12 protein-coding genes and 1 other RNA gene are annotated in these 15679 nt (G+C 63.1%); 3 read left to right on the forward strand and 10 right to left on the reverse strand.

Going from position 1 to position 15679, the window contains the following annotated elements; all coding sequences use genetic code 11:
* Positions 1-49 precede the first annotated feature (49 nt).
* Positions 50-2077: a cytochrome c biogenesis protein ResB gene (locus ACFOKJ_RS11240; protein WP_390279580.1), complete on the forward strand. Its 2028-nt coding sequence runs from the start codon at positions 50-52 to the stop codon at positions 2075-2077.
* Positions 2074-3210: a c-type cytochrome biogenesis protein CcsB gene (gene ccsB, locus ACFOKJ_RS11245; RefSeq protein WP_390279582.1), complete on the forward strand. Its 1137-nt coding sequence runs from the start codon at positions 2074-2076 to the stop codon at positions 3208-3210. The genes ACFOKJ_RS11240 and ccsB overlap by 4 nt, the downstream gene beginning before the upstream one ends.
* A 401-nt stretch (positions 3211-3611) precedes the next feature.
* On the opposite strand, the gene tolQ is transcribed toward ccsB, so the two are convergent.
* From tolQ to rnpB, 10 genes are all read right to left on the reverse strand, one after another.
* Positions 3612-4280, reverse strand: coding sequence for a protein TolQ (tolQ, locus tag ACFOKJ_RS11250; protein WP_449369339.1), 669 nt, complete (start codon positions 4278-4280; stop codon positions 3612-3614).
* Positions 4281-4295: 15 nt separating this feature from the next.
* Positions 4296-4856, reverse strand: a complete 561-nt coding sequence (locus ACFOKJ_RS11255; RefSeq protein WP_390279584.1) for an L-threonylcarbamoyladenylate synthase — start codon at positions 4854-4856, stop codon at positions 4296-4298.
* Positions 4857-4930: 74 nt separating this feature from the next.
* A complete protein-coding gene (locus tag ACFOKJ_RS11260; protein WP_390279586.1) occupies positions 4931-5650 on the reverse strand; it encodes a substrate-binding periplasmic protein in 720 nt (239 codons plus the stop codon).
* A gap of 105 nt (positions 5651-5755) precedes the next feature.
* A complete protein-coding gene (locus ACFOKJ_RS11265; RefSeq protein WP_390279588.1) occupies positions 5756-6286 on the reverse strand; it encodes a FlgO family outer membrane protein in 531 nt (176 codons plus the stop codon).
* Complete coding sequence (locus tag ACFOKJ_RS11270; protein ID WP_390279589.1) at positions 6283-6966, reverse strand: hypothetical protein; 684 nt, start codon at positions 6964-6966, stop codon at positions 6283-6285. The genes ACFOKJ_RS11265 and ACFOKJ_RS11270 overlap by 4 nt, the downstream gene beginning before the upstream one ends.
* Before the next feature lie 153 nt (positions 6967-7119).
* Positions 7120-8397, reverse strand: coding sequence for a phosphoribosylamine--glycine ligase (purD, locus tag ACFOKJ_RS11275; RefSeq protein ID WP_390279591.1), 1278 nt, complete (start codon positions 8395-8397; stop codon positions 7120-7122).
* A gap of 97 nt (positions 8398-8494) precedes the next feature.
* Positions 8495-10072, reverse strand: coding sequence for a bifunctional phosphoribosylaminoimidazolecarboxamide formyltransferase/IMP cyclohydrolase (gene purH / locus ACFOKJ_RS11280; protein WP_390279593.1), 1578 nt, complete (start codon positions 10070-10072; stop codon positions 8495-8497).
* Positions 10073-10266: 194 nt separating this feature from the next.
* Positions 10267-10503, reverse strand: a complete 237-nt coding sequence (locus tag ACFOKJ_RS11285; protein WP_174873430.1) for a helix-turn-helix domain-containing protein — start codon at positions 10501-10503, stop codon at positions 10267-10269.
* A 24-nt stretch (positions 10504-10527) separates the two neighbouring features.
* Positions 10528-11556, reverse strand: a complete 1029-nt coding sequence (dusB, locus tag ACFOKJ_RS11290; RefSeq protein WP_390279595.1) for a tRNA dihydrouridine synthase DusB — start codon at positions 11554-11556, stop codon at positions 10528-10530.
* Between the two features lie 157 nt (positions 11557-11713).
* An RNA gene (gene rnpB / locus ACFOKJ_RS11295) (RNase P RNA component class A) lies at positions 11714-12165 on the reverse strand.
* A gap of 83 nt (positions 12166-12248) precedes the next feature.
* On the opposite strand from rnpB, the gene ACFOKJ_RS11300 reads away from it, so the two are divergent.
* Positions 12249-15413 (forward strand): EAL domain-containing protein, encoded by a 3165-nt coding sequence (locus tag ACFOKJ_RS11300; RefSeq protein WP_390279597.1) that lies wholly within the window; start codon positions 12249-12251, stop codon positions 15411-15413.
* Positions 15414-15679: the final 266 nt, after the last annotated feature.

Genomic DNA, 15679 nt, shown 5'->3' on the forward strand with positions numbered 1-15679 from the left:
ATTCCAAAGGGGGCTTCGCGCCCCCTTTGTCGCGCCTGAAAACAGAAAAATGACCAGCACCAAACGCACCTCTCCCGGCTACCGTCTGTACGAGCTGTTCAGCTCGATGCGCTTCGCCATCGGCCTGCTCACCATCCTTGCCATTGCCTCGATAATCGGCACGGTACTCAAGCAGAACGAGCCCTATCCCAACTATGCCTTCGAGTTCGGGCCATTCTGGTTCCGCGCCTTCGAGTTGCTGGGTCTGTACGATGTCTACCACTCGGCCTGGTTCCTCACCATCCTGGCCTTCCTGGTGCTATCCACCACGCTGTGCATCGTGCGCAACGGCCCCGGCTTCCTGCACGAAATGCGCGCCTTCCGCGAGAAGGCCAGCGACAACTCGCTGGCGGCGATGAAGCACAGCCGCGAACTGGATATCCAGCTGGAGGAGCCGGCGGCAATTGCGCTGCTGCAGCAGCGCGGCATGCGCTACAAGCGGCGCGAACGCGAGGATGGCAGCGTGGTACTAGCTGCCAAGAAGGGTGCGGCCAACAAGCTGGGCTACTTCTGCGCCCACATCGCGCTGGTGGTGATCTGTATCGGCGGCCTGCTGGACGGCAACCTGCCGCTGAAAATCGGCGAGCTCACCGGCAGCATCGTGCCGGAAACCCGCGACCTGCCGCAAAGCCAGATTCCGGAACAAAGCCGCCTGACTGCGGCCAACCTGTCGTTCCGCGGCAATGTCACCGTGGCCGAGAACAAGAGCGCCGACGTGATCTTCCTGAACAGCGGCAAGGGCTACCTGGTACAGGAGCTGCCGTTCATCGTCACGCTGAAGAAATTCCACGTCGACTACTACAGCAACGGCATGCCCAAGCTGTTTGCCAGCGATATCGTGGTCACCGACAAGCAAAGCGGCAAGGAAACCCCGGCTACCGTGAAGGTGAACTACCCGCTGATCATCAATGGCGTGGCCATCTACCAGGCCAGCTTCGGCGATGGCGGCTCGCCGCTGCAGCTGCGCGCCTGGAACCTGGCCGCACCGCAACAGCAGCCGGTAGGCATCAAGGGCGTATCGCTGGCGGCACAGCCGCTGAAAGCCAATGGCAAGGACTACCAGCTGGAATTCGGCGAGCTGCGCGTGTTCAACGTGGAGAACATGGGCAAGGGGCCGGATGGCAGCAAGAGCTTTGGCCAGCGCATGCAGGACGCGCGCGAAGTGAAGCAGGACGCCAGGCACCTGAAGAACGTCGGCCCGTCGATCAGCTTCAAGCTGCGTGACAACCAGGGCCAGGCGCGCGAGTACCAGCACTACATGGCGCCGATGGGGCAGGACGGCGCCATGTTCCAGGTCGCCGGCGTGCGCAGCGAGGTGTCGCAGCCGTTCCAGTACCTACGCATTCCGCTGGATGACGAACTGAAGATCGACAGCTTCATGCGCCTGCGCGCCGCACTGGCCAACCCGGCCTGGTACGACGCCATGGTGACGCGCACCGCCGCCAAGGCGCTGCAGGGCAATGCCATCAGCCCGGCGATGCAGCAGCAATTCGCCGACAGCGTGCGCTGGGTGCTGGGGCGCTTCAATGCCGGCGGCTTTGCCGCGCTGGAGCAGTTCCTGGATGAAAAAGTGCCGGCAGACAAGCGCCAGGCCATTGCCCAGACTTATATCAAGATCCTGCAGGGCGCCATTGTCGACGTGATGGCGGTGGCACAGGAACAGGCCAAGCTGCCGCCGTGGCCGCAGGACGAAAAGCACTACCGCTTCCTGCTGGACAGCCTGGTGGCCATCAGCGCGCTGAACGACTACGCCGCGCCGGTGTACCTGGAGCTGACCGGCTTCGAGCAGGTACAGGCTTCCGGCCTGCAGATGACCCGCTCGCCAGGCAAGAACCTGGTGTACCTGGGCTCGCTGCTGCTGGTGATCGGCATCATACTGATGTTCTATATCCGGGAAGTGCGGCTATGGCTAGTCTTGCGCCCTGGGCGTATCAGGGTGGCGATGAGCAGCAATCGCCATAACCGCGATCTGGATCGCGATTTCGAGCAAGTTGTCGGCACGCTGCAAGGCCGCAGCCAACAAGGCGGAGAAGCATGATGGAATTGACCCTGCAACAACCGTTCTACAAGCGACTGGCAATGGGCGACTGGCTGTTTGCCGCCCTGATCATTGCCGCCGCCGGCTACAGCTTCAGCCTGTACGGCAGCGCCATGGATTACTACGAGCAACTGATCCTGGGCGGCAGCGCCATCAGCATCATCGCTCTGGGCTGGTTCTGGAAAAGCTGGCGCTGGTTCTTCCCGCTGGCCGGCGCCATGTCGCAACTGGCCATCGGCCTGTACCAGCACGACCTGGCACGCGCCAGCGAGAGCTTCGGCCTGAAGTTCCTGCTGTCCAGCCAGTCTTCGTTCATGTGGATGTGCACGCTGTTCTTCCTCGCCACCGCGGTGTACTGGGGTGGCCTGCTGTCGCGCTCGGCGCTGCTCAACCGCATCGGCAGCGGCCTTACCTGGTCGGCGGCAGCCTTCGCCCTGGCCGGGCTGTTCACCCGCTGGTACGAGAGCTACCTGATCGCGCCGGACGTTGGCCGCATTCCGGTTTCCAACCTGTACGAAGTGTTCATCCTGTTCTGCCTGATCACCGCGCTGATGTACCTGTACTACGAAGCCAAGTTCGCCGCCCGCCAGCTGGGCGCCTTCGTGCTGCTGGTGATCAGCGCCGCGGTGGGCTTCATCCTGTGGTACACCTTCGACCGCCAGGCGCACCAGATCCAGCCGCTGATTCCGGCGCTGCAATCGTGGTGGATGAAGATTCACGTGCCGGCCAACTTTGTCGGCTACGGCGCCTTCGCGCTGTCGGCCATGCTGGGTGTGGCGCAGCTGCTGGCACGCCGAGGCATCCTCACCGACAAGCTGCCCAAGCCGGAAGTGATCGACGAAATGATGTACAAGGCGATCTCGGTGGGCTTCCTGTTCTTCACCATCGCCACCATTCTTGGCGCGATGTGGGCGGCGGATGCCTGGGGTGGCTACTGGAGCTGGGACCCGAAGGAAACCTGGGCGCTGATCGTGTGGCTGAACTACGCCGCCTGGCTGCATGTAAGGCTGGTGAAGGGCTGGCGCGGCGAGCCGCTGGCCTGGTGGGCGGTGATCGGCCTGCTGGTTACCACCTTCGCTTTCATCGGCGTCAACATGTTCCTGTCCGGCCTGCATTCCTACGGTTCACTGTAACGCGAATGGTTGGAAGGTGGCGCTGAAGAACAAGAGGTTGAATCCGCTACGCGGGTGATGATTTTGGTGCCGGTTTCGCCCGGCGAACGAGGAAGGGGCCGACCGCCGGCCCCTTTCCAATCCCCGGCTCCCCGGCGGCTGCTCGAAACCCCGTGCAAAACGGCACGTCCCAGGCGCCGCCGAACTCGCCGCGCGCTAGCGTCGCGCGGCTCAAACATGCGGCGGCTTAAGACCTGGGACGCACCATTCTGCCCGGCTCGCGCCAACGGGTTCAGGGCAAGCCGGCACCGTTTCAGCTTCCGACCAACAAATAAAACCCAATTTCGCTGTAAGCCCCGCAGCGCAGGCAGCAAAAAGCCGTTCACTGGCAACAGTGAACGGCTTTTGTCTTTACAGCGTGCTTAGCGCGCGGCCAGGCGCTGCAGGATGTTGGAGAACTCTTCCATGAAGGAATCAAAACGCCCGGCCAGGCGATCCACGTCGGCAGCAAAGCGGTTGTAGGCCACCACTGCCGGAATCGCCGCGAACAGGCCGATGGCGGTGGCGATCAGCGCCTCGGCGATACCCGGCGCCACCGTGGCCAGCGTGGCCTGGCCAGCGTTACCCAGGCCGATGAAGGCGTGCATGATGCCCCACACCGTGCCGAACAGGCCGATATACGGGCTGACCGAGCCCACTGTGGCGAGGAAAGCATTGTGGTGATCCAGCGCATCCAGCTCACGCTGTGCGGCGGCGCGCATCGCGCGGCGGGCGCCGTCCAGCTGCTCGGAGGCATCCATGCCGTTCTGGCGGCGCAGCTTGAGGAATTCGGCAAAACCAGCCTGAAACAGCTTCTCGCTGCCGGCGGCATCGGTGTTGACGCGCGAAGTCTCGTACAGGCTGTTAAGGTCCACCCCGCTCCAGAACTTCTGCTCGAAATCCTGGGTAACCCGACGGGTGCGCCCCAGCACCGCCAGCTTGTTGAAGATCACCCCCCACGACAGTAAGGACATCAGTACCAGGCCGGCCATCACCAGCTGCACTGGCAGGCTGGCATGAAGAATCAGGCTGAATAGGGAAATTTCCTGCACTTTGGCTCCTTGGGATCAACGCAGCACGCGGCCGCTGTCCAGATCGATGATGGTGGAAGGTTTGCGACGTTTGCCGATGCGCCCGTCGAGCGTCAGCACCTGCTCGCCAAACGCCAGCCGGCAGGCGCGCGCGCTGCGCAGCGACTTCTGCCCGGCGCGGTTGGCCGAGGTGGACACCAGCGGCGAGCCCAGCGCCAGACACAGCGCGGCAGCCGGGCCATGGGCGGTAATGCGTACCGCGATCTTGTCATGCCGGCCGCGCAGCAGCTGCGGCACCCGGCGCGAAGCCGGCAGCAAAAAGGTATACGGGCCGGGCCAGTAGCGGTTCACCACTTCCAGCTGGGCCGGCGTCAGCGGCCGGATCAGCGGCCGTAGTTGCGCCAGGTTGGCCGCAATCACGATCAGTCCCTTGTGATTGGGGCGTGCCTTGATGGCCAGGATGCGGCGGATGGCGCTGACATTGAACGGGTCACAGCCCAGGCCGAAGCAGGATTCGGTGGCATAGGCCAATACTCCGCCATGGCGGAAGGTGGCGCGGGCGGCATGCAGCGCGCCGGCGCGGGGAAGTTGCGGCAACGGTTTTCTCACGGTGGTAAATGGCAACAACAGGCAGAAAGCAAAGACCGGGTAGCCGGCAGGCAGGTTCCCGCTCAATCAGGCAGATATCGGGCGTTGATTTTAGCCACAGTGCCATCTTTCTGCATCTTGCGCAGCGTATCGTTGAGCTGGCTGGCCAGCTGATCGCTCATGCCGATATTGCAGGCCAGATAAAGGAAGGTGGTATTGAAAGTGAGCACCGGGCGGATATTGCTGACTTTCTCGCGCGCCAGCAGCAGGAAACCACTGTGCTTGCCGGTGGCCCAGTAGTCGATGCGGCCGGCCAGCAGCTTGCGCACGTTCTGCTCATCCTGGGTTGCCAGGTCCACATCGAAATTGCGGGCAATCAGGTACTGCGCCACCGCATCGCCGGCATAGCCACCCAGCCGGTAGCGGCGAGCCTCTTCCAGATTGTTCAATACCCGTGGATTGTCACTGCGACCGAACAGCACCCATGACGTCTCCCCCACCGGGCCGATCCACTTGAACTGGCTCTCGCGCTGATCGGTACGCGTAGTGGCGAATACGCAGGTACCCGGTTCCAGCACCGCTCGGTTGTAGGCACGCAACCACGGCAGCAGTTCGATGCTGTAGCGGATGCCGCTGCGCAGCATCAGCTCGCGCACGATATCGGTGGCCGAGCCGGTAATCTGCTTGCCCGGGGTCTGCATATTGAACGGCGGGTAATCTTCGGTCAGCAACCGCAGCTGCAGGCTGTCGGCGGCGTGGCTGCCAGCGGCCAGCACTAACAGGGCGAATATCAGGCTGCGCATGGTGATCCCCCTAGATGGCACCTGCTTAAGTGTAGACAGACCTAACCATCCGCAGCATGAAAAAGGGCCATCCTATCGATGGCCCTGGGTAAAACGCGCTACCTCTCAAAATGGTGTTGTCTTTCGTCGTCCCAGCAGATCACTGATATTACCGTCCAGCGGCAACGAATAATCATGCGCGGCCAACACCACATTGCCAGTTGGATTTACCAACTTCAGATTCACATAGAGCATGCTATTGGAAGCGGCATAGGTGCCAACTACGACTGCACGCGCATTTTGCGCCTTGCTGACTTCGCTCACCTCGCGGGACAGCAATAACTCACCCTCACTCTGCTTCATGAACAGGTTCTCCCGCAGCTTGAGCTCTTTTACCGGGAAGCCGCGCTTGGTAAGTCGGGCTGCAATCTGCTCGGAAAAAAGCCGTCCCAGACGCGATGATTCGGTCAGCACATCCACGTTTACCAAAGTGGCTACCAGCAAAGGCTGGTCCGTTGCCATCGGTATCCCCGCTAGCAAGGCATCCACTGCCTCATAGTTGGCCGCAATCAGGTTGCTGCGTGCTTGCGGCACCTCTACCGATGCACAGCCACTCAACACCAGGCCGAACAAGAAAATAGTCAGCAGCTTTTTCATTGCCCCACCACCTTCCAGGTATGCAGCGGATCCTGCGCCTTGTACAACGATGCGTCTTCGCTCTCGATGTAATACACATCAGAGGTGCTAACCAGATAGCGCTGCGCCGCCTCGACTGTAGTCGTTACCAACACTTCGGTACGGGTTGGCCCACCACTGGCACTGCCGTTCAATGCCAGGTTGGCCGCATCCAGACCGGCAGCGGCCCCAAGACCGATCAGGGTATAAGCGGTTGCGGTATGCTGGAATGTCAGATCACGAATCACGGCAATACCCGCCGCCAGACTGGTGGCTTTCAGCTGCACACTGTTGCCTGCCTGGCTGTTATGCCTAACCAATTGCGCATCCAGCTTGACTTGCAATGTGCCAGCCGGCTGGGTAGCCACTTCCATCCCCTTGGCGATCAGCTGATTGATCAGCAACTTGCGAAAGCCCTGCATGAATGAAGAATCGCCCGCCGCCTGCACATATAGCGGCTGACCGGCATACTTAGGTTGCAGTTTTTCCGCAATACGGCCAGCCACATCTTCAGCCAGCACATCCCAATGGTGTACCGCACGCGCCTTTTTCTGCGAGGACACCGGATAGTTGTCAGCGCGAGGCACATCCAGGGTCTGCGTGGCGCAGGCACTGGTCAGTATTGCCCCCAGCAACAACGGCAACATGGGACGAAATTTCATGCTCATTCCTTAATGACATAAAAAACTTCCCTAGCATAAACCATAGATAGCTAAAAGCTGCCATCGGATACTGTTTAAACAGTGCGACCACCAGTCAACGTTACAAAAAACAACGGCGCCCGCAGGCGCCGTTGCTCATCATGCGGCCAACGTTTACTTCTGGCGGCCGATGGCGCGGTTGCCGATGTCGCGGCGCAGCTGCTTGCCGGCAAACTCGATCTGGTCGGCCACGGCATAGGCTTTCTGCTGTGCCATCTTCACGCTGTCGCCCAGGCCCACCACGCACAGCACACGGCCGCCGCTGGTCACCAGCTGGCCATCGGCATTGAAGCTGGAGCCGGCATGGAAGGTCATGGTGTCTTCCGTGGCAGCAGGGATATGGCTGATCAGATCGCCCTTGCGCGGGGCATCCGGGTAGCCGGATGCGGCCAGTACCACGCCCAGCGCCACGCGGCGGTCCCAGTCCGCTTCCACCGTGTCCAGCTTGCCGTTGACGCCGGCTTCCAGCAGCACGGTGAAGTCGGACTTCAGGCGCGCCATGATGGGCTGGGTTTCCGGGTCGCCGAAACGGCAGTTGAACTCGATGGTGAACGGGTTGCCGTTGGCGTCGATCATCAGGCCGGCGTACAGGAAGCCGGTGTAGGCGTGGCCATCGGCCTTCATGCCGCGCACGGTGGGCAGAATGATCTCGCGCATCACGCGGGCATGCACTTCCGGCGTTACCACCGGAGCCGGGCTGTAGGCGCCCATGCCGCCAGTGTTGGGGCCCTGGTCGCCATCTTTCAGCCGCTTGTGGTCCTGGCTGGTCGCCATGGCCAGCACGTGCTCGCCATCCACCATCACGATGAAGCTGGCTTCCTCGCCCTGCAGGAAGTCCTCGATCACCACGCGTGCGCCGGCGTCGCCCATCTTGTTACCCACCAGCATGTCGTCGATGGCCGCGTGCGCTTCGTCCAGCGTCATCGCCACCACCACGCCCTTGCCGGCAGCCAGGCCATCGGCCTTGATCACGATCGGCGCACCCTTGCGGCCAACGTAGTCGTGCGCGGCGGCGGCGTCGCTGAAGGTTTCATAACCGGCAGTAGGAATGCCGTGACGCTGCATGAACGCCTTGGCGAAATCCTTGGAGCTTTCCAGCTGCGCGCAGTACTGCGTCGGGCCGAATATCTTCAGCCCGGCGGCGCGGAAGGCATCCACCACGCCAGCGGCCAGCGGCGCCTCGGGGCCGACCACGGTCAGCTCTACCTTCTCCGCCTGGGCAAATTCCACCAGTTCGGTAATGCCGGTGATGGGCACATTGGTCAGATAGGCGTCCAGCTCGGTACCGGCGTTGCCCGGCGCCACGAATACCTTGGACACACGACGGGACTGCGCGATACGCCAGGCCAGCGCGTGCTCGCGGCCGCCGGAACCGATGACAAGTACTTTCATGGCTTTTCTCTAGTAGGGCGGAAGCCCCCGCAGGGGCGTTCCGCCATGTCCTGTTCAAAACGGCGGAACACCCCTACGGGGCTTCCGCCCTACTCCATCAATGACGGAAATGGCGTACGCCGGTCAGAACCATGGCAATACCGTGCTCGTCGGCGGCGGCGAAGACTTCGTCGTCACGCATGGAGCCACCCGGCTGAATAATGGCCTTGATGCCCTGCTCGGCAATCACGTCGATACCGTCGCGGAACGGGAAGAAGGCATCGGAGGAGGCTACCGCACCCTGCAGGGTCAGGCCGGCATCCTGCGCCTTGCGGGCGGCGATGCGGGTGGAATCCACGCGGCTCATCTGGCCGGCGCCGATACCGGCGGTCTGGCCGTTCTTGCAGAATACGATGGCGTTGGACTTCACGTACTTGGCCACGCGCCAGGCGAACAGCAGGTCAGCCATTTCCTGTTCGGTCGGGGCACGCTTGGTCACCACGCGCAGTTCGTCCAGGCCCACGTTGCGGATGTCCGGCGTCTGCACCAATACGCCGCCACCCACGCGCTTCAGCTCGTAGCGGTTGGCGCCGGCTTCCAGCGGAATCTCCAGCACGCGCACGTTTTTCTTGGCCGCGATCAGCGCTTTGGCTTCATCGGTGAACGCCGGTGCCAGCAGCACTTCCAGGAACTGGCCGGTTACCGCTTCCACGGTTTCGGCATCCACCGGGCGGTTGAAGGCGATGATGCCGCCGAAGGCGCTGGTGGTGTCGGTCGCGAACGCCAGCTTGTAGGCGGTCAGGGTGTCGGCGGCGATGGCCACGCCACACGGGTTGGCGTGCTTCACGATCACGCAGGCCGGCGCGTCGAAGGTCTTCACGGCTTCCCAGGCGGCATCGGCGTCGGCGATGTTGTTGTAGGACAGCTCCTTGCCCTGCAGCTGGCGGTAGTTGGCGATGGAGCCGGCTGCCGGGTCCAGGTCGCGGTAGAAGGCGGCTGCCTGGTGCGGGTTTTCGCCGTAGCGCATGTCCTGCACTTTCACGAACTGGGCATTCAGGCGGTTCGGGAAGGCGAAGCGTTCCGGCACGCCGCTGTCCACGCCTTCAGCCAGGCTGGTCAGGTAGTTGGAGATGGCACCATCGTAGGCAGCGGTGTGGGTGAAGGCTTTCTTCGACAGGTTCAGGCGGGTGAGCTTGGACAGCTTGCCGGCATTGGCCTGCATCTCTTCAGCCAGTGCCACGTAGTCGGCCGCATCGGTAACGATGGCCACGTGCTGCCAGTTCTTGGCAGCGGAACGCACCATGGTCGGGCCACCGATGTCGATGTTTTCGATGGCATCTTCCAGCGAGCAGTCAGCCTTGGCGATGGTGGCTTCGAACGGGTAGAGGTTCACGCACACCAGGTCGATGTTGCCGATGCCGTGTTCCTGCATGGTGGCCACGTGTTCCGGCAGGTCGCGACGACCAAGAATGCCGCCGTGCACTTTCGGGTGCAGGGTCTTCACGCGGCCGTCCAGCATTTCCGGGAAGCCGGTGTAATCCGACACGTCGATTACCGGTACGCCGGCATCGCGCAGCAGCTTGGAGGTGCCGCCAGTGGAAAGGATTTCGACACCAAAGCCGGCCAGTGCCTGGGCAAATTCAAGCACACCGGTTTTGTCAGAAACGCTGATCAGCGCACGTTCGATCTTGGTCATGGTCTGTCTACCGCTTTCAAAGTTAACGTAGCCGCAAGCAAGCTTGCGGCCAACTCAAATACTGTCTGCCAGGGCGCGATCCGCGCCGCCAGCCTGGAGATCAATCTTATTGATAACTTCATCGCCCCCGCCCCTGCCCTGCAGGGGAGTTCGCTAGTCAAAATAAAACCACCCGGGTACACGGGTGGCTTGGTTCAGATCAGGTCGTAAGCCTTCATTTTCTTGCGCAGTGTATTGCGATTGAGGCCCAGCAGTTCGGCCGCGCGCGTCTGGTTGCCCTGGGTGTGGGTCAGCACCACTTCCAGCAGCGGTTTTTCCACGCAGGCCAGCACCATGTCGTAGATGGCGGCCGGCGTTTCGCCATCCAAGTCGCGGAAGTACTGCTCCATCGCCAGGCGCACGCTCAAGGAAATATCGTCATTATTCTGCATGATGTTATCGACTATTCCGGATTCTCAATCGGCCACCGCGTCAGCCTCGGCCACGCTGTCTGCCAGGTATTCCAGCCGCTCGGAATGCTCCGCCAGCCAGTTGAAATATTGCGCCACCGCCTGCTGCTGTTCGGCAGTGCTTTCCAGCCGGTACATCGCCTGGCGGAAGTCATTGCTACCGCGCAGCCCCTTGGTGTACCAGGCGATATGCTTGCGCGCGATGCGGCAGCCGCTGTATTCGCCGTAGAAGTCGTACAGCTCGGTAAGGTGGGCCTGCATGACCACCGCGATCTCGGCGATGCGCGGCGGCGGCAGGATCTCGCCGCTGTCCAGGTAGTGCTGGATCTCGCGGAAAATCCACGGCCGGCCCTGCGCGGCGCGGCCGATCATGATGGCGTCGGCGCCGGTGTACTCCAGCACGTATTTCGCTTTTTGCGGGCTGTCGATGTCGCCGTTGGCCACCACCGGAATGCTGATCGCCTGCTTTACCGCCGCAATGGTGTCGTACTCGGCGGCACCACGGTACATGTCCTCGCGGGTGCGGCCATGCAGGGCCAGGGCGGCAATGCCGGCATCCTCGGCCATGCGCGCCACCTGCAGCGCGGTCTTGATTTCGCTGCTCCAGCCGGTGCGGGTTTTCAGCGTTACCGGCACATCCACCGCCTTCACCACCTGCTCCAGGATGCGGCCAACGTTGGAAAGGTCGCGCAGCAGCGCCGAGCCGGCAGCCACATTGCACACCTTCTTGGCCGGGCAGCCCATGTTGATGTCGATGATCTGCGCGCCGTGTTCCACATTCAGCCGCGCGGCATCGGCCAGCATCTGCGGCTCGCCGCCGGCGATCTGCACCACGATGGGCTCCACTTCACCTTCGTGATTGGCCCGCCGCAGCGTCTTGGGCGTGGTCCACAGCGCCTTGTTGGCGGTGATCATTTCCGACACCGCCATCCCGGCGCCCATCTGCTTGCACAGCATGCGGAACGGCCTGTCGGTCACGCCCGCCATGGGCGCCACGATCAGGCGGTTCTTGAGCTGGTAAGGGCCGATTTGCATGGCAAATGAAAGGGATGGCGTCTGAAAAGGGTCGCCATTGTACTGCCTTTTACTGCGGTGGTAAAAAGCTTTTTGCCTATTTTTTAAGCTATGACAATTGCCAGCGAAAATGTGGCAAAGCGGGGCCGGCAGCGTGGGCTGCCGTGTGTAGAAGAGGGTGGGGAGTCGGTCGATAAGCCGGGTTCTGTCGTTGGACAGTCATTCCTCTAGTCCTGCCGTTACCGACAGGCTCAAGCAACCTACCCGGGTACAGCGCGGGCCACGCCAATGTACCCCTATTTGGTCTTGCTCCGGATGGGGTTTAGCCTGCCGTCCGCATCACTGCGTCCGCGGTGCGCTCTTACCGCGCCGGGGTTTCCCCCGGCGGCTCCCGAAGGAGTCCACCTTTTCACCCTTGCCTGATCCGTCTTTACAGATTTTCTCGCCGGGACAAGCCCTGCTTGAAAAGACTTTGTCACCCTTGCGGGTGACAAGTCCGGCCATCGGCGGTTCAGCTCTCTGTTCCACTTTCCGTCGCCTCGCGACGCCTGGCCGTTAGCCAGCATCCTGCCCTGTGGAGCCCGGACTTTCCTCCCCGTGCAAGCACGCGGCGACTGTCTGGCCGACTCCCCGGCGCGGATTGTACCCGATGCGTTGCGATAAAGCTTGCCGGGCTGACAATTATCAAGCTGCCGCGCTAGCCGGTTTTTATAATGATCCAACCCACCCGCCACACCATCACACACATGCACCGCATCCAGAACAAGCTGGTCCGCCTGCAGCTGTTCGGCATGCTGGGGGCGGTCGTTACCGTCGTCACGCTGCTGGCCGGCTATTTTTTCTATCAGCACTGGCAGGATTACCAGCACAGCCGGCTCGCCAGCCAGCAGCAGAACGAACTGCGCGGCCAGGCGTTTCTGCGTGCCTGGGGCGAGCACGCCCGCATGCTGCTGACCAGCCTGCACGACCAGACCCGCGAGGTGCTGCAGCAGCGCATCCGCGAACAGGTGGACAGCGCCCATACCCTGGCCACCGCGCTATACCAGCGACAAAAGGGCAGCCGCCCGCCGGAGCACATCCAGCGCGACATCCTGGAAGCGCTGCGCCCGCTGCGCTACTTCGCAGGCCGCGGCTACTACTTTGTCGACAGCATGAATGGCGACTGCCTGCTGCTACCCACTGATCCATCGCGTGAGGGCAGCTCGCTGCTGGACAACCGCGACGACCAGGGCACCTACATCATGCGCACGCTGATCCAGGCTACCCACAACCGGCTTGGCAGCGGCTACGCCACCTACCGCTGGTACCGCCCCGGCGAGCGCATGATGTCGGACAAGATTGCCTATGTGCGCTATTTCGCGCCCTACAACTGGCTGATAGGCGGCGGCGAGTACCTGCGCAATATGCAGGAAGACCTGCAACGCCAGGGGCTGGCGCTGCTGGCACGCCAGCGGGTAGGCCCGCACAGCGGCTTTGCGGTATTCGACGACCAGGGCCGCACGCTGCTGAACTTCGATGGCAGCCCGCCACGCCAGGACAGCGGCAGCGCACTGCAGGCGCTGAGCAGCAACAGCAAGCCTGGCAGTGTGTTCAGCTTCGAGCAGCAGGAAGCCGGCAAGACCGTCACCTATACCGCCTATGTGGCCACCATGCCGCAATGGGGCTGGCGCGTGGTGGCGGTGGCCCGGCGCCAGCTGCTGAGCAGCAGCGATGACGACGATGACAGCCGGCTGATGGCGGCCACCCGCAACCGCATGCTGGCCACCAGCGGCATTCTGGCCGCCACCATGCTGCTGGCGCTGCTGTTCTCGCTGTACTACTCGCGCTGGATGCGCCAGCTGGTAGGCAGCTACCGCCTGCAGCTGGATGAAAAAGAGCGGCAGCTGGCGGCCAACGCCCGCGACCTGGAACTGACCCGCCACATGAGCGACAGCGCCGCCGACATCATCGTGCTGCGCGACAGCAGTGGCCGCGTGGTGTACCTGAACCAGCGCGCACGCGAATGCTTTGCCGGCGAGAACAGCCTGCAACTGCAGCAGCTGTTCGACCCTGGCGCCGCTGACGGCGTGGCACAGGAACAGGAAATCGCCACCCTGCAGGGCCCGCAGCTGCTGGAAGTGCAGCAATCCACCGTCAGCTTTGGCGGCGAGACCTATCTGTGCGCCACCGCGCGCGATGTCAGCGCCCGCGTGGCGCAGCAGCACGAGCTGCGGCTGGCCGCCAAGGTATTCGAAGCCAGCACCGAGGCGATCCTGATTACCGACGCAGCCAGCCACATCGTGGCGGTGAACCGCGCCTTCAGCACCATTACCGGCTACACCGAGCAGGAGGCGCTGGGCAACACCCCGGCGCTGTTCTCCTCCGGCCGCCACGACCGGCAGTTCTACGAAGACATGTGGAACCACCTGCGCGCACGCGGCCAGTGGTCCGGCGAAATCTGGAACCGGCGCAAAAACGGCGAAATCTACCCGGAGTGGCTCACCATCAGCGCGCTGCGCGACGACGACGGCAAGCTCAGCCACTACGTGGCGCTGTTCTCCGACATCAGCGAACGTAAGCTGGCCGAGGCGCGGGTGCAGCACCTGGCCGAGTACGACCACCTGACCGACCTGCCCAACCGCCTGCTGCTCTCCGACCGGCTGCAGCAATCGCTGCGCGCATCCAGCCGCAGCGGCCACAAGGTGGCGGTACTGTTCATGGACCTGGACCGCTTCAAGAACATCAACGATTCGCTGGGCCATGCCACCGGCGATGCGCTGCTGCAGGCCGTGGCACGCCGCACCCGCGGCGAGCTGCGCGACATGGACACCGTTGGCCGCACCGGCGGCGACGAGTTCGTGATCATCCTGCCGGAGCTGGTCGACAGCGACCAGGCCGCCGGCGTGGCCGAGCGCATTCTGGAAGCGCTGCAGGCGCCGTTCAGCGTCGATGGCCACCAGCTGGTGATTACCGCCAGCATCGGTATTGCCATCAGCCCGGAAGACGGCAGCAACGCCGCGCTGCTGCTGAAGAATGCAGACATGGCGATGTACGAGGCCAAGGCCGGCGGGCGCAACAACTTCTGCTTCTTCAGTCGCCACATGACCCAGCAGGCCAACGAGCGGCTGCTGCTGGAAAGCCAGCTGCGCGCAGCACTCGCCAATGGCGAGCTGCGCCTGGCGCTGCAGCCGAAATACAGCGTGGCGGCACGCCATCTAACCGGCTTCGAGGCGCTGCTGCGCTGGACCGACGCCACCGGCCGGGTGATACCACCGACCCGTTTCATCCCGGTGGCGGAAGACTCCGGCCTGATCGTCGACATCGGCCTGTGGGTGCTGCGCGAAGCCTGCCACGTGGCGGCCGGCTGGCCGGCAGCCGGCAAGCCGGCCCTGACCATCGCCGTGAACGCCTCGCCACGCCAGCTGGCGCAACCGGGCTTTGCCGACGAAGTGGCGCGCGCGCTGGCCAGCAGCGGCCTGCCGGCGGCGCAGCTGGAAATCGAGGTGACCGAGAACGCGCTGCTGGAAAAAACCGGCGTGGTGCAGCAGACCCTGGCGCTGCTGAAGAAGCTGGGCGTGCGGCTGGCGGTGGACGACTTCGGCACCGGCTACTCCAGCCTGGCCTACCTGAAGAACTTCGCCCCGGATACGGTAAAGATCGACCGCTGCTTCGTGACCAATCTGCAGCACCGCCAGGACAATGCGGCCATCGTGCTGGCCATCATCACCCTGGCCAAGAGCCTGGGCATGGAGGCGCTGGCCGAGGGCGTGGAAACCGAGGAGGAGTTTGCCGCACTGGCGGCGCTGGGCTGCGACACGGTGCAGGGCTACCTCACCGGCAAACCGCTGCCGCTGGATGAAGCGGCGGCACTGGTAGCGGCGGTGAGTCACCCCACGTAGGGCGGAAGCCCGGTGATACCGGGCGCTCCGCCACCAAGTTGGCCGCAAACTGGCGCATCGCGGCGGAACGCCCCTGTGGGGCTTCCGCCCTACCCAAACAATCGCAGGGGGTAAAGGCCACGGGCCGCGCCCACCGACAACGCGGCATGGTGGCGGCGGTGAATCACCCCACGTAGGGCGGAAGCCCGGTCATACCGGGCGTTCCGCCACCAAGTTGGCCGCAAACTGGTGCATCGCGGCGGAACGCCCCTGCGGGGCTTCCGCCC

Origin of the sequence: Vogesella amnigena, assembly GCF_042648905.1 — a bacterium.
Taxonomy (GTDB): domain Bacteria; phylum Pseudomonadota; class Gammaproteobacteria; order Burkholderiales; family Chromobacteriaceae; genus Vogesella; species Vogesella amnigena.